Source organism: Actinoalloteichus sp. AHMU CJ021 (assembly GCF_002895405.1).
Lineage (GTDB): Bacteria > Actinomycetota > Actinomycetes > Mycobacteriales > Pseudonocardiaceae > Actinoalloteichus_B > Actinoalloteichus_B caeruleus.
On record NZ_CP025990.1, the window covers coordinates 5,401,003 to 5,416,541 of the forward strand.

Genomic DNA, 15,539 nt, shown 5'->3' on the forward strand with positions numbered 1-15,539 from the left:
CGGGACACCGCCGGGCCCGCCCGCCGGTGGTCAGGGGCACGGGAAAACGTGCCGTTCCCGCACTGTCGGCGCCGCTGAATTGCTGGGTAGCATCGGCCGCTGTCGATCCGCGAATAGCGCGGTCCCCGTGCCGTGGGGAGGTTCCGTTGGGCGAACACGCGTCGCGGGAGATTCGCGGTGCGCCGCCGGTCGGCACACCGCAGTCCCGTTCCCCGTCGGCGGTGCGCCGACCGATGTCGGTGGTGCAGCAGGGAGTGTGGCGCGCGCACCAACTCGAACCCGACGACCCTCGGTACACGGTGGCGGCGACGCTCACCGTGCGCGGCGGCCCCGACCCCGAGCTGTTCGCGGAGGCGCTGCGGGTCGTGTTCCGTGCGGCCGACTCGCTCCACGTGCGCGTCGAGGAGGACGGCGACGGCCCCTGGCTGGTTCCCGTCGACCCCGCCCGGTGGTCCCCGGACGTCGTCGACCTCTCCGACGAGACCGACCCCGCCGAGGCGACCCGGTCCTTCGTCGCCGCCGATCTCGCCCGGCCATTCGACCCCGAGACCGGTCCCCCGTTCGCCGAGACCCTGGTCGTGGCGGGCACTGGCACCGTCACCTGGTACCACCGAGCGCACCACCTGGTGCTCGACGCCACCGGTTTCGAACTGCTGCGGGAGGGCACCGAGGCCGTGTACGACGCGCTGCTCACCGGCCGCCCCCTCCCGCCGACCGCCTTCCCCGACGCGGCACGGCTGTCCGAAGCCGACATCCGATACCGCCGCTCGCGGGACCACGACCGGGACAGGCGGTACTGGACGAGCCGGTTCGCCGATCGCCCCCGTGCCGTCGGCGTCACCGCCGGTGCGGGTCGGGCGGCGGGGCGACCCCCGCGCGCCAGCACGGCGCTCCCCCCGAGCTGGAGGAACGCAGCTGGCTCCGACCTCCGGGCCGGGCCAGCCCTGTTCGTCGCGGCGACCGCCGCCTACCTGCACCGGCTCACGGGAGCGGAGGACGTGGTCCTGCGCCTGCCGATGACGGGCCGGCTGGACCCGGCCACCGCCGCGGTCCCGGGTATGGCCGCCACCGTCGTCCCGCTCCGGCTGACCGTCGGCCCGGACACGTCCTTCCGCGAACTGGAGAGCACCGCGGCCAACGAGATCCTCCGCGCGACCAGGCACCAGCGTTACGGATTGGAGGAACTGCGACGGGAACTGGGGGTCGTCCACTCGGGACGGCTCCAGGGCGGAGCGATGCTCAACATCCTGCCGTTCAACCCCGCCCCCTCCTTCGGGCCCCACCCCGCCGAGCTGGAGGCACTGGCCAACGGTCCCGTCGAGGACCTCACGATCTCGGTGCGGCCCACCGCGGACGGTGGGTTCACCCTCGACGTGGACCTCCCGCCCATCGGGTTCACCGACGAGGACGTGGCAGCCCACCGCACCCGCCTCGTGGGGCTGCTCGCCCAGCTGACCACCCACCCCGACCTGCCGTTGGCCGAGGCGGACCGACCGCCCCCGGACCTTCCGGACCCGCTCGCGGAGACGCCCCTCCCCGCAGGCGGGCCGTCCACCGTCCTGTCGGTGTTCGCGGCGACCGCCCGCCGGCTGCCCGGGCAGATCGCGGTCCGGGACGCGCGCACCAGCCTCACCTACTCCGCGTTGGACACCGCCTCCCGGCGACTGGCCGCGTCGCTCCTCGACCAGCGCCTGGACCCTGAGGACGTGGTCGCGGTCGTCCTCCCCCGCACGGTCAGCTGGTGCGTGGCGCTGCTCGCGGTACTGCGCGCCGGCGGCACCGCCCTGTCCCTTCCCGCCGAGGACGACCCCGACCAGCTGCGGGAGGCCATCCAGGAGCTGGGCGCACGACACCTGCTGACCACCGAGGAGCTGCTGCCCGGAGTCGAGCGGACGACGTCGGTGTTGCGGCTGGCGCACGACGGCGCCCCCACCCCGCCCCACGTCCACACCCGACCGTCGTCGGCGCCGGCACGGCAGGCCGCCCTCGACGCCCCCCGCATACCCCCTCGACGGGCGGCCTACCTGATCAGGACCTCGGGCTCCACCGGGCGGCCCAAGGGAGTCGTCGTGGAACACCGGTCGCTGGCGGCGCTGGCCGAGCGCCACCACGTGGCCCTGGGCGCCGGCGAACCCGGGAGGCGGCACCGCGTCGCCCACACCGCGCCGGTGAGCTTCGACGCCGCACTCGACCCGCTGGTGTTCATGATGGTCGGGCACGAACTCGTCATGGTCGACGACGCCACCCGACGGGATCCCGACCGGCTGGTCGACCTCCTCCGCGGCCGGCGGTGCGACGTCCTGTCCACCACCCCCTCCTACTTCCGGCAACTGCTGGCCGCCGGGGTGCTCGACGAACCCGACCTGGCCCTGGTCCTGCTCGGCGGGGAAGCGGTCGACCAGGCGTTGTGGACCCGGCTGCGCGCCACCCCTGGGGTGCGGGCGTGGAACCTGTACGGCCCCTCCGAGTGCACCGTCGACGCGATGGTGGCCGACACCTCGGACAGCGCCCTGGTCACTCTGGGGGGCACCGTCCCCGGATCCCACGGGTACGTGCTGGACGGGCGGCTCCGCCGGCTCGGCCCTGGGTCCACCGGTGAGCTGTACCTCGCCGGTGCCTGCCTGGCGCGCGGGTACCTCGGACGCGCGGGCCTGACCGCCGAGCGGTTCGTGGCGGACCCGTGGGGAGCGCCGGGCGATCGGATGTACCGGACGGGAGACCTGGTGTCCTGGACCCCCTCCGGGGTGTTGTCCTTCCTGGGCCGAGCCGACGACCAGGTCAAGATCCGTGGGGCCAGGGTCGAACTCGGCGCCGTCGAACGAACGTTGCTGCGGCACCCCTCGGTGCGGGAGGCGGCGGCCACCACCCGGCCCGACGCGCAGGGCGACGCCGCGTTGGTGGCCTTCGTCGTCCTCGAGACCCCCGGCGGATCGTCGTCCGGGGGCACCGGAGAGGCGAGCACGCCGCCCACCGCGGCCGAGTTGCGGACCTGGCTCACCAGGACGCTCCCCGAACACCACGTCCCGTCCCGCCTCGTCCCGTTGTCGGCCCTGCCCACCACGAGCCGGGGGAAGCTCGACCGGAACGCCCTCGCCGAGATCCCCCTGGAGCAGCAGGAACGCCCGGTCGAGCCCACCAGCGAACTGGAGGCGGTGCTGTGCGGTCTGTTCGCCGATGCCCTGTCCCTACCCGCCGTCGGAGTGCACGACGACTTCTTCCTGCTCGGAGGGCACTCGCTTCTCGCGAACCGGTTGCTGCGGGGCATCCGACGGCGGCTCGGCGTCCGCTGCACGATGCGGGCGGTGTTCGACACCCCGACGGTGGCCGGGCTGCTCGGACGTCCCGAGTTCCAGGATGCGAGGTGACCACGGCATGACCGACGACCACGCGCACCCGGCCCCCGCCCCGCCCGGCCCGACGTCACCACGCACCGACCACGCCGCCGCGGGCACGCCGTCGACACCACCGACCCTGCGGGCCTGCCTCGACCTCCTCCCAGCCGGGCTGCCGCTGGTGGACGGCCGCTCCGCCGGCGAGATCCGGGCCGACGCCGACCGGGCCGCCCAGCTGTTCACCGAGGCCGGCGTGCGGGGGAGGGTGACGGGGCTGCGCGTGCCCAACGGAGCCCCGTGGCTGGTGGCGTTGCTGGGCCTGCTCGACGCCGGAGCGGTACCGCTGCTCGTCGCGGCCGACACCCCCGTGCCGGAACTGGAACGCGTCCTGCGGCGCGCCGGTGGCGACCGTTGGGTGCGGGCGGTGGACGGCGTCGGTCGCCCGGAGCTGGAGACGACCAGCTCCGCCGGGCCGGGCGGGCCGGGGTCGACGACCACAACACCCCCGCCGCTGCTGATCAACACCTCCGGCTCGACCGGGACCCCCAAGAGCGTCGCCCGAGGTCAACGGTCCCTGCTGGTCGAGGCCGCGCACTACCGGGACCGCTTCGGGGTGCGTCGCGGTGACGTCCTGCTGCTCCCGCTGCCTCTACCGCACGCCTACGCCCTGAGCTGGTTGGCCTGCGGGCTCCTCGTCGGCACCGACATCCGCCTGCCCGCGCCGACGGCGCTGCGCGCGGTGGACTCCGCGCTGCGGACCGAGGCCACGGTGGCCGCCCTGGTTCCCTCCGTGTCCCGGCTGCTCCTCGCCAGGGCCGGCGGCCGTCCCGCTCCGGACTCCGCGCCGCTGCGCGTCGCCGCCCTCGGAGCCGGAGCGGTGGACGCCTCGCTGGCCCGCGACTTCCCCGCCACCTACGGTGTCGGGCTGTCCCGGGTGTACGGGTCGACCGAGACGGGGGTGATCGCCACCGCGCCTCCCCACGTGCCCCCGCTGACCGTGGGCGTCCCGGTGCCAGGGACGGTGACGCGGATACTCGACGCCGGGGGCCAACCCGTTCCCCCCGGTGTGGAAGGCACCCTGTCGGTGCGGATGGATCACCTCGACGGATGGGTGGACACCGGGGACGTGGTCGTCGGCGACGACCACGGCGTGCTGACCGTGCTGGGGCGGCGGTCGACGGCGATCCGCCGAGGGGACCGCTGGGTGTCCCCCGTCGAGATCGAGGGCGTCCTGCGGGAACACCCCGAGGTGGTGGAAGCCCGTGTCACCGGTTTGCGGATCGGCGAGGCCGGGGACAACGCGGTGCTCGCCGAGGTCGAGACGACCGGTCCGGTCGCCGTCGACCCGGCGGAGCTGATGCGGTTCGCCCGGGCCCGGCTCACCCCCTACAAGCTGCCCAGCGAGATCCGCCCCGTGACCAGCCTGCCCCGGGCGTCGTCCGGGAAGGTCCTGGCCCGGCCCCGGTACCGGCCGGCGGAGCCGGCTGCCCTGCTCGCCGCGGCCAGCGCGCACCGGGTCTCCGACGTCGTGTTCGCGCTCGCGCGCTCCGGCCTCCTCGACGTGCTCGACGGCACCCGGGACGCCTTGGAGGTCGCCGCCGACACCGGGCTGCCGCCCGTCGAGGTGGAGGCGCTGCTCACCACGGCGGCCGAACTGGGACTGCTGCTCAGGGGGCCGGCCGAGGGCGGGCCGCCGCCGGGTTCCACCGGAGCGCTGGGGACGGCGATCGACGAGGAACGCCGCCGCCGCGCCGCACCGGACCTCCCCACGGCGGTGGCCCCACCACCCGGGGCGGACGCGCCGGCGGTCCAGGCGGCACGTCGGATGTCCTCGTTGCGCCGCGCCGTCCTGCTCGGCACCGCGCGGGACCGGGGCCGGCGAGCACTGGCCCGGGCCGCGCCACCCCCTGCCGCCCGGGTGTTGGAGGTCAGCGCCGACGGACCGCACTGCCTCACCACGCTCCTGGCGCACGACCCCCGGGCGTCGGGTGTGCTGGTGGACCTGGCGGCCGCCGTCGACGTCTCCGCCGTCCCCGGCCGGATCACCGTCGTCCACGAGTTCCCGGTGCCCACCGCCCCGACGCGGTGCGCGGACGAGGACTCCGTGGCAGCCGCCGACGGCTCGCGGGTCGTGGCGGGCCCGGAGGTGCGGGCGATGCGCTTCGACCTCTGCGTCGTCCGGGACGCCGTGCACCTGCCCGGGCCGGGGTCCGACGTCGCCGCGCTGCTCGCCGTGCTGCGCCCGGGCGGGACGCTGCTGGTCGACGACCTGTTCACGGAGGACCTGGGCCACGACGGCGGGGCGGCGGTGGACCGCGTCGCCAGCGGCGAGACGGCGTGGGCCAGCGCCCAGGACCTGGCGACGGGCCTGCGCCGCCTGGGGGCCGTCGAGGTGCGGGTCGGCGGCGACCACGGCGGTCCGTGCCAGGTCGTCGCCCGTGCCCCCGCCACTCCCACCGGCCCGACGGAAGGACGCCCCGAGTGAACCACGACCACGACCACCTCGAGGATTCCCTGCGGGACCTCCTGGTGTCCACCCTGGAACTCGGCGGGGCACGCGACAGCGTGCCCGGGCGGGGGCTGCTCGACACCCTCGGCCTGGACTCCGTGTCCTGCGTGCGGTTCCTCCTGGCCGTGGAACGCGAGTTCGACATCGAGATCGGTGACGACGACCTCACCCCCCAACTGGTCGACGACCTCACCGTCCTGGCCGACTACGTGCGGACCCGGACCTCGCCGTCGAACACCCGGTGACCCGCCCAGCGGCGGTGACGGCGCCGGTGATCTCCCGGAGGACGTCGGCACGGAGGCGGCGTCTGGTCGTCCTCCCCTGGTCGCCGGGGTGCGCGCCCGCCGCGTGAGTGCGCACGGCGCCGGCCACGCCGGGGTGCCCTGGAGGGAAGCGCCACTCCCGACGAGGCCGCGAGGCAGCCGTCGCCCAGCACATGATCAGCAGCACCCGGTGGCACCTGCCCGAGGGGGACTCGACGGACTCGTCGCCACGACCGGGCCGGGGCAGGGGCCTCCGCCCGTGGACGAGGCCAGGCCCCTCGCGCCGTCGCCGCACCGGGACGGGCGCCAGGGCACGTGGAGGTACACGGGGCTCCCAGCGTGGTCCTCATCGGACGGGCGCACCGGGCGGGCGGTGGGACAGCTGGGCGAGGTGGTGGGAGGTCGCGTAGGCGATCCACGACTGCGCGGTACCCACCGAGATCCGAGGATCGGTCCGGCACCGGTGGAGGCACCGGTCGCCCCAGGAGAAGCCCGGTCCCGCGTAGTCCCGGTGCCCGACCACGTCCTCGGCGACCTCCCGGAAGTAGCGGGCCGAGGCCCCGCTCGGGACCACGCGTCCTGTCCTGCCCGGCACCCGGCGGGCGACGGTCAGCCGGTGCCGGAGCAGCGTGTAGTGCAGGTAAGGGTTCGGTGGAGCCTGGGGGGACGGCTTGGAGAAGGAGGGTGCGGGGTGGACGGCGCCGTAGTCGCCGTACCGCAACGGGAACCCGAGCTCGGGGTGGACCTGCTCCCACAGGTCCACCTCGGCCAGGGGGCGAACCACCCGGTCGTGCCCGCTCCGCTGCCGTGGTGTCGACCCGGCCAACAACGTCATCGAGCCCAGCGGGACCTCGCCCGCTACCCACCGCCCCAGCGAGACCACGCTCCGGACCCGCCAGGGTTCCACCCGTTCCACGAAACCCTCGTCGAGGACGAGGTGCAGCCCACCGGTGGGCAGCCCGAGGCTGGTGCTGAGAGCGCGCAGCCGGGCCACCAGCCACGCCGGGTCGTGCTGGGAGGCGGAGCGGCAGCGCACCGCCACCGGCCGCGCCTGGTGCTCCAGCAGGTTCCGAACGTGCCGCCGCTCGCGGTCGTCGGCCGTCGCCGCCACGACGGGGAGGAGGGGAGGGGCGTCGTGCCTGATCAGCCCCAGCGTGTCCTCGATGCGCCGTTCGAGTTCGCCGAGCGGGTCGCCGAACCGGGCGAGGGCGCTGTCCGGCCCCAGGTGGGTGGGGTCGATCCACAACGGACGGCCGTCCCACGCCGCCCGCTTGGCCGCGTCGACGAGCCCCGCCACCTGCCCGCCGTCCCGGCTGAGCTCCACCAGGATGTCGACCGGCCTTCCGGTCGTCGGTGTTTCCCGCAGTGCCCGAAGCTCCGCCTTCCTGCATTTCACCGCGAGCACCGCGCCCGCTCCGGCCGTCACGAGGGGACGGCGGTGTCGCACCCACCGGGCGGTGCGGCCACGCCCGAGCACGGTGGCGGATCCTGGGAGTGACGACGTCGTTCACCCACGCCCGCGTCCTCTCCCGGCCCTCCCGGCATGGGCCGCGATCGTCAGCTCTGGTTCCTGCCCTGGCTTCCAGGTTCCCAGGTGGACGCTTCGACCTCGATCGGCCGAACGGGTGCGCCGGGGCATGACATGGCATCGCTGGACGCTGGACGCTGGTCGCCGGGCGCGGGGGCTACCCGGCCGGGTCCGTCACGTCCCCGCCTCGGCGGTGAGTTCCGCCAGGACCCTCGCGCGCACCGCCGCCGCCTGCGACGCCACCGTCCGGTGGTCGAACACGTCGCGGACCGTCAGGTCCACGTCGAAGATCTCCCCGAGGCGGGCGGCGAGGCGGGCGGCGGCCAACGAGTGCCCGCCGAGGGCGAAGAAGTCGTCGTGCACCCCCGGGGGCGCGGAGGTGAGGACCTCCGCCCAACACCCCGCGATCAGTTCCTCACCCTCGTCCCGGGGAGGCACGGACTCCACCACCGCGGTGGCGGGTTCGGGCAGGCGGGAGCGGTCCACCTTGCCGCTGCTCGTCATCGGCATGGTGTCCACGGGCAGGATGACGGTGGGCACCAGGTGTTCGGGCAGCCGGGCGCGGGCGTGCTCCGCGAGCTCCGCCACGGCGACGTCCCGCCGAAGTTCGACGTGGGCGACGAGGACGTCACCCCGACCGGAGGCTCCGACGACGGCCATCCGGACAGCGGGGTGCGCCAGCAGCACGGCCTCCACCTCGCCCGGCTCGATCCGGAACCCCCGCACCTTGACCTGCCGGTCGGTGCGGCCGTGGAACCGGAGTTCCCGACCCCACCAGCTGACCCGGTCTCCCGTGCGGTACATCCGTCCCCCGCTGGGCCCGAACGGGTCGGCGACGAACCGGGCCGCCGTGCCCGTCGGGTTGGCGACATAGCCCCGGGCCACCCCCGAGCCGCCCAGGTACAGCTCGCCGGGCGTCCCGTCGGGAACCGGGCGGAGCCACCGGTCGAGCACGTAGCACCGCACACCGGGAACGGGAGCGCCGATGGTCGTCTCGCCCCAGGGGGCCCGCAGGGCGCCACCGGCGGTGGCGACCACGGTGTTCTCGGTCGGCCCGTAGTGGTTGACGACCTCGATGTCGGCGCCCCTCGCCTCCCGTGCGTGCAGGACGTCGCCGCCGGTCAGGAGCCGGCGCAGCCCTCCCCGGGTCAGTACCGGGTGGTCGAGCAGGGCCTCCGCCAGCGGGGTGGGCGCGAACGCCGAGGTGACGCCACGGTCGGCGAGGTACGCGGCGAGCAGGTCGGGTCTGGCGAGCACGTCGTTCGGGGGCACCTCCAAGGCCGCTCCGGCGACGAGCGCGGGCCAGATCTCCCAGGCAGCGGCGTCGAAGGACACGCGGGCGAGTTGCGCGGTGCGCTCCCCTGGCCGGGGGCGGTACCGGTGCAGGTGCCACCGCACGAGACCGCCGAGGGTGCGGTGGGAGACCGCCACCCCCTTGGGGTGGCCCGTGGATCCGGAGGTGTAGACGACGTAGGCCAGGCAGTCGGGGTGCCCCACCTCGGACACGGCTGGCAGGGGAGGGGCGGCGACCTCGGCCGCCTCCCCGTCCGGGTCAACGACGACACCGGCGGCGTCGACCGCCACCACCGGTGTCGTGGGGAACCGGTCGGCGGTCGCGAGGTCGGTGACCACGCTCGTCGCGCCCGCGTCGGCGAGGACGTGGCGCAGGCGGGCCGACGGTAGTGCGGGGTCCAGCGGGACGTACGCGCCGCCCGCGCGCAGCACCCCGACGAGGGCGGTGACGAACGCGGCTCCCCGGGGCAGGCACACGGCCACCACCCGCTCCGGTGCGGTACCGAGGGCGGCGAGCCGTCGCGCCACCCGTTCGGCCCGTGCGGCCAGCAGCCGGTACGTCAGCTCCACACCACCCGCCGACACCGCCACCCGGTCCGGGTGGCGGGCCGCCGCGCGCGCGACGAGGGCGGTGACCGTGCCCTCAACGGCACCCTCGGGGTCCGGTGCGGAACCCGCGCATCCACGCTCGAGCAGTTCCCGCCGCTCCGGCTCGTCGAGCAGCGGGATGCGCGACAGCGGGAGGGTCGGGTTGCCCAACGCCGCGACCAACAGCCGCGAGTAGCGTTCGGCGAACCGGCGTGCCCAAGCCCTGGTGAACACGCCCGTGTCGTGGACGACACCGACCGACAACCCCTGGTCGGTGTACCGCAGGTGCGTCTCCAACTCGAAGTGGGCGGCGACCACGGGCGGCGGCAGCAGGGTCGTGTCACACCCGGGGAGGCGGAGCCCGCCCCCACCGGTGTCCGACCGTTCGTCGGTGACGTCGAACCAGTGGCGGAACAACGGGTTGTCCTCCCCGGACCGTTCCAGTCCGAGCCCTGCCACCACCTCGTCGAAGGGGAGTCCCTGGTGGTCGTGGGCGTCGAGCACCCCGTCACGCACCCGCGCGGACAACTCCACCAGCGACGGGTCCCCCGCCAAGCTGGTCCGGATCGCCACCGTGTTCACGAAGCACCCGAGGGTGTCCTCGACATCCGGGTCGAGCCGGCCGTCCGCGGCCGTGCCGACCACCACGTCCTCGACACCCCCCAACCACCCGAGGAGGAACGACTGCACCGCCATGCCCACGGCGAACGGAGTCACGCGGTGCCGCCGTGCGAACTCCGCCAACGCCGCGTCGAGGGCAGGTGGGAGCGGGAGGACCACCTCGGCCCCCGCCGGTCCGTCCGCCCGGCGGGACGCCACGTCCGGGGTGAGGCTGAGCACCGCGGCACCGCTCAGTTCCTCCCGCCAGTACGCGAGGTCCTCCGCGTCGTCCTCGGTGTCGCGGGCGGCGGCCTCCCGGGCCGCGTGCTCGAGGTACCCGACCCCGGCCGGCGGGAGCTCAGCTCCTCCGCCCCGCGCGGCGGCGTAGCCGGCGGAGAGCTCCGCCTCCAGGGTCGGCCTCGACCCGCCGTCGAAAACCAGGTGGTGTGCCGCGAACAGCAGCAGGGCGCGTGTGTCCGTCAGCCTGTACAGGACGACCCGGACGAGGGGCCCCGTGAGCGGGTCGAACGGGGCGGCGACCTCGTCCAGGACCCGGCGCCGGGCCTCACCCCGAGCGTCGCCGGTGCCCCGCAGATCCGCCACCTCCAACCGGACCGCCTCGGCCGGCCCGAGCCGTTGACCCGGCCAGCCCCCGTTCATGGTGATCCGGATCCGGAGCACCTCCTGCCGGGACGCCAGCGAGCGCACCGCCTCGGCCAGCGCCGGGACGTCGAGCTCCCCGGTGATCTCGTACAGCGCGGGCACGGTATAGGCGTCGCCCAGGCCGAGCTGGTGCAGGAACCACAGCCGCCGTTGCGCCGACGACAACGGGAAGACCGTGCCCTCGGCCGCCGTGTCCGTCGGCCGACAGGTCGTTGTGTCCTCTGTCACGGGATACCTCGAGAAGACGTGGGCCTCACCCGGGAGCGAACACGGGTTCGGCCGGAAAGCGAGGATTCCCGCGGTGCTCGGGTGTGGACGGACGGGGGAAACGTGCTCAGCCTACGAATGTCCCCCCTGCCCCCGGAACGGCGAGCAACCGCGACTTCCCGCTCAGCCGCGCCCCCGGGGGACTCCGAGAACCGCGAGTCGTCCCGCCGGCGGGACAGGACGGAATGGCCATCCTGTCCAGCGACAACGACGTCGGGTCGTCGGACGGACCTCGGCGCGTCCCCGCTGGTCGGCCTGGCGGCCGCTGGCGTGGGGAAAAGGCTCCTTCCCACCATTTCCAGCATCGGAGAATCCGCCCGGTGCTTCCTATGCTGGCCCGGATGGTGGCTTTCCGGCGCGCGGCGCGGAAGGAACACCGGGAGCGCGATGGGAATGAGGAGCCTCGGACGTGAACCAAGCGCAGGAATCCGGAAACGCGACCAGCACCGCCGGAACCGTCGAGGAACTGCTCCAGCGCCGAATGGCGGGACGGGCACGGCGCGAACGGACCAGTATCGGGTCCGTCACGCGGGCCGACCCTCCGCGGCTCTCCTACGAACAGCGGCGGTTGTGGTTCCTCGACGGGCTGGTTCCCGGCAGCGTCGCCTACACGGTGCCCAGCGTCACCCGGTTCCGGGGCCCGTTGGACCTGCCCGCGCTCCAGTCGGCGGTCGCGGCGGTGGTGGCACGGCACGAGGCGTTGCGCGCCCGGTTCGACGAGGCGGCGGGCGAACCCTTCCACCGCGTCGACGAGGACGGCGGAACGGAGTTCACCGTCGAGGACGTCGGCGGGCACCCCGATCCGGAACGCCGTGCCAGGGAACTGCTCGCCGACGACCACGACGTCCCCTTCGACCTGCGGACCGGGCCCCTGCTGCGCACGCGGGTGCTGCGGCTCGCCCCCGAGGACCACGTGGTGTCCACCGTGTTCCACCACATCGTCTTCGACCGCGACTCGCTGGCGATCTGGAACGCGGAACTCGCCGAGGCCTACACCGCCCACCGGGCCGGACGGTCACCGGACCTGCCGCCGCTGCCGGCGCAGTTCGCGGACTTCGCCGCTTGGCAACGCCAGACGTTGACGGAGGAGCGGATCGAGGGTTCTCTGCGGCACTGGGTGTCCCGCCTGACCGGAATCCCCACCGTGCTCGAACTTCCCGCCGACCGCCCGCGCCCCGACCTGCCCTCGCACCGCGCAGGCGCACTCGACTTCGTGGTGCCCGGGGAGGTGTCGGACCGGGTGCGCGCGCTCGCCGAACGCCGGGGTACCACCGTGTTCACCGTCACCCTGGCCGCCTGCCACGTCCTGCTCGGCCGCTACACCGGTCTGTCCCACGTCCTGACGGGTTATCCGAGCAACGGTCGGACCGAGGTCGAACTGGAAGGCATGATCGGGTTCTTCGCCAACTCCCTGCCCGCCCACGGCGACCTCTCCGGGGACCCCACTTTCGAGGTCCTGCTGGACCGGACGCACGACGCCCTGCTCGACGGCCACCAACACCGTGCCGTTCCCTTCGACCGCCTGGTCGACCGGCTCGTCCCCATCCGGGACCTCAGCCGCAACCCGCTGGTCCAGGTCTGGTTCGACGTGGCGACCGGGGGCGGGGGGACGACGGCGTCCCTGCCCGGTGTCGAGGCGACCAGCTTCGACGTGGGCTCCTCCCACACCCGGTTCGACGTCGAGATCCACGTGGAGGACCACCGGCCAGCCCCGTTGGAGGGCCGCGTCTTCTACGCCCAGGACCTGTTCGAACCCGAGACCGTGCGCCGTCTCCTGCACCACTACACCGTGCTGCTGGCGTCGTTGGTCACCGAACCGGGCAGGCGGATCTCCCGCGCTGAGCTGTTCGACCGGGCGGAACGGGAACGTCTGCTCGCCTGGGGGGCCGCCCCGGTCTGACCAGGCGGGTCAGGTCGAGCCCGCGGGGCAGGAGACGCGGCCGTAGGGGAACGGCAAGCACACCACGACCAGGAAAGGGGACAGCGTGGAACCGGTGTTGGTCGGCGGGTCGGTCCTGACCGAGCGCGATGTCGTCGGCGTCGCCAGGTCCGGGCGGCGAGTGGCCTTCGCGCCAGGGACGGAGGAACGCGTCCGGCAGGGGCGCCGCCGACTCACCGACGCCGAACACGCCTACGGGGTCGCTACCGGACTGGGAGCCCTGGCCGGCACCCCCGTGCCCGCAGCGGACCGGGCCCGGGCCCAGCACCACGCGATCCGGTCCCATGCCGCCGGGGCGGGCGCCGAGGTCGAACGGGACGTCGTGCGGGCGCTGATGCTGCTCCGGCTGCGGACGCTGGCGTCGGGCCGCACCGGGGTGCGCCCGGCGATCGCCGTCGCCCTGGCCGACCTCCTCAACGCCGACCTGACTCCGGTGGTCCGCGAGTACGGCAGCCTCGGCTGCTCGGGAGACCTGGCGCCGCTCGCGCACGTCGCGCTCGCCCTCGTCGGCGAGGGAACGGTGCGGGATGAGAAGGGGGTCGAGCTGCCGGCCCGGGAGGCGCTGCGTGGCGCGGGCCTGCGACCCGTCGAACCGAGGGAGAAGGAAGGCCTGTCACTGATCAACGGCACCGAGGGCATGTTGGGACAGTTGTGCCTGTCCAACACCGATCTCTCCCTCCTGCTGTCCACCGCGGACCTCGCCGCCGCGATGACGGTCGAGGCACTCCTCGGCTCCCCCGATCCCTTCGACGAGGCGGTGCAGACGCTGCGACCACACCCCGGCCAGCGCGAGTCCGCTGAGAACCTGCGGTGGCTGCTCGCCGGGTCGGCCCTGACCGCTCCACCGACGGGCCCCGGGCAGGCCACCGCCACCGTGCAGGACGCCTACTCCCTGCGGTGTTGGCCCCAGGTGGCCGGCTCCGCCAGGGACACGCTGGGGCACGCCCGGCTGGTCGCCGACCGTGAACTCGCCGCGGTCGTGGACAACCCGGTCCTGGTGGGCGACGGACGTCTGCTGTCGAACGGGAACTTCCACGGAGCCCCGATCGCGCACGTGCTCGACTTCCTCGCCGTCGTCGTCGCCGACGTGGCCAGCATCAGCGAACGACGCACCGACAGGCTGCTCGACCCGGCGCGGAACAGGGAACTGCCGGCGTTCCTCGCGCACGAGCCGGGGATCGACTCCGGGCACATGATCGCGCAGTACACCCAGGCCGCGGTGGTCGCCGAGCTCAAGCGGCTCGCCGTTCCGGCCAGCGTCGACTCCCTGCCCACCAGTGGAATGCAGGAGGACCACGTGTCGATGGGGTGGGGGGCCGCCCGCAAGCTGCGTCGAGCGGTGGAGGGACTGCGCCTCGTGCTCGGCGTGGAGATCCTCGTCGCGGCCCGGGCCCTGGACCTGCGGGGCCGGTCCCTGCTCGCCCCGGCGACCTCGGCGGTGGTGGCGGCTCTGCGCGGGCACGTGGCCGGGCCGGGTCCCGACCGGTTCCTGGCACCCGAGATCGAGGCGGCCACGGCCCTGGTCGCGGAGGGAACCCTGGTGGGCGTGGCCGCCGAGGCAGTGGGCCGTCCCCTCCACTGAGGCACGGACGCTCCGGGGCTGTTCCCGACGCGACGCCCCAGGGCGCCGGACCCGGGCACGGTGACCGGTCCGCGCGCGGCTCGGTCCCTCGCCCGTGCGCTGCCCGGCGGTCCTGGGCCCGGCTCGGCCGAGCCCAGGACGCGAACGTACCGGGTGCGGATCCCGTACCGCGTGCGGACCGGGTGGCGACCGCTCGGTCAGCCGACCGTGCTGCCGTCGACGGTCTGGGCGCCGCTGGCGTCCCCACTGGGCAGCTCCCGCCCCGCCGCCTGGTCGAGGACCGCGGCTATCCACTTCTCCAGGTCACTGCTGGCCCGGGCGGCGGCCTCCTCCCAAGCCCTCCGTTGTGTGGGGTCGGCCTTCACCGCGATCCGCGCCGCACTGGCCTTCCTCGTCCCTGGAGTGGTGCTCCGCGCGGCCCGCAGCCGGTTGCGGAGCTGGTTGCGTGACCACGAATGGCGCGCCGCCCGTTCCAACCACCGGTCCTGTTCCTCCGGGGGGAGCGCGGCCACCTCGGCATGATGCTGGAAACTGAGATCGGTGCGGCGCCGGTGGGTGGGGAACTTCCCCGCGACCCAGGCGTAGTTGCGAAGCGTCTGGTAGTCCAGATCAGTCTCCACAATGGCGCGGTGATACCGGTCCGGGTACTTCACCTGGCCGTAGAGTAGCCAGTCCCCCAACCACCACGACGAGGATTCCGCCACCGCGAAGATCCGTCGACCTATTCGTACCCACTCGTCGATGCCGATGTGGTCGTCCAACGCGAGAAAGGTCCGCCACCCGTGCGCCTTCCGCCGGGGTGGGTCCTGCGGGGTCAGTTCTCCTGTCGTCGCGGTCAGTTCCGAGTCTGGCACTGTCGTCACGGCGTCCATCCGTTCCCTCACGATTTCCGGGCGTTCGGTTGACTCCCCCCGCATTCCGCGGTTCCGGTTGTTCCTGTTTCCCTGTTGGCCCCACGTCGTGGGGACGCGTCGT

At 74.1% G+C, this 15,539-nt stretch carries 8 protein-coding genes; 5 read left to right on the forward strand and 3 right to left on the reverse strand.

Annotated features, from left to right (window positions below):
* Positions 1 to 233: 233 nt before the first annotated feature.
* The 3 genes from C1701_RS22915 to C1701_RS27800 are packed head-to-tail and all read left to right on the forward strand — an operon-like array spanning position 234 to position 6,086.
* Positions 234 to 3,365, forward strand: a complete 3,132-nt coding sequence (locus C1701_RS22915; RefSeq protein ID WP_026420689.1) for a non-ribosomal peptide synthetase — start codon at positions 234 to 236, stop codon at positions 3,363 to 3,365.
* Between the two features lie 7 nt (positions 3,366 to 3,372).
* Positions 3,373 to 5,817, forward strand: coding sequence for a class I adenylate-forming enzyme family protein (locus tag C1701_RS22920; protein WP_337661889.1), 2,445 nt, complete (start codon positions 3,373 to 3,375; stop codon positions 5,815 to 5,817).
* Entirely contained in the window at positions 5,814 to 6,086 is a 273-nt protein-coding gene (locus C1701_RS27800; protein ID WP_035293188.1) for an acyl carrier protein, read from the forward strand. The genes C1701_RS22920 and C1701_RS27800 overlap by 4 nt, the downstream gene beginning before the upstream one ends.
* Positions 6,087 to 6,450: 364 nt before the next feature.
* Here C1701_RS27800 and C1701_RS22930 read toward each other — a convergent pair whose 3' ends face one another.
* Complete coding sequence (locus C1701_RS22930) at positions 6,451 to 7,530, reverse strand: beta family protein (protein ID WP_337661890.1); 1,080 nt, start codon at positions 7,528 to 7,530, stop codon at positions 6,451 to 6,453.
* Positions 7,531 to 7,806: 276 nt separating this feature from the next.
* A complete protein-coding gene (locus C1701_RS22935; RefSeq protein ID WP_051314400.1) occupies positions 7,807 to 11,004 on the reverse strand; it encodes a non-ribosomal peptide synthetase in 3,198 nt (1,065 codons plus the stop codon).
* A 448-nt stretch (positions 11,005 to 11,452) separates the two neighbouring features.
* Between C1701_RS22935 and C1701_RS22940 the strand changes: the two genes are divergently transcribed.
* Complete coding sequence (locus C1701_RS22940) at positions 11,453 to 12,943, forward strand: condensation domain-containing protein (RefSeq protein ID WP_103056578.1); 1,491 nt, start codon at positions 11,453 to 11,455, stop codon at positions 12,941 to 12,943.
* Positions 12,944 to 13,028: 85 nt separating this feature from the next.
* Positions 13,029 to 14,564, forward strand: a complete 1,536-nt coding sequence (gene hutH / locus C1701_RS22945; RefSeq protein WP_026420684.1) for a histidine ammonia-lyase — start codon at positions 13,029 to 13,031, stop codon at positions 14,562 to 14,564.
* 197 nt (positions 14,565 to 14,761) lie between these two features.
* Here the strand turns inward: hutH and C1701_RS22950 are convergent, their stop codons facing one another.
* Positions 14,762 to 15,427 (reverse strand): LmbU family transcriptional regulator, encoded by a 666-nt coding sequence (locus tag C1701_RS22950; RefSeq protein ID WP_337661891.1) that lies wholly within the window; start codon positions 15,425 to 15,427, stop codon positions 14,762 to 14,764.
* Positions 15,428 to 15,539 lie beyond the last annotated feature (112 nt).

Bases quoted from the DNA above. Each gene is read 5' to 3' on its own strand.
- C1701_RS22915 (WP_026420689.1), top strand. From the start codon at position 234: ATGTCGGTGGTGCAGCAGGGAGTGTGGCGCGCGCACCAACTCGAACCC.
- C1701_RS22920 (WP_337661889.1), top strand. From the start codon at position 3,373: ATGACCGACGACCACGCGCACCCGGCCCCCGCCCCGCCCGGCCCGACG.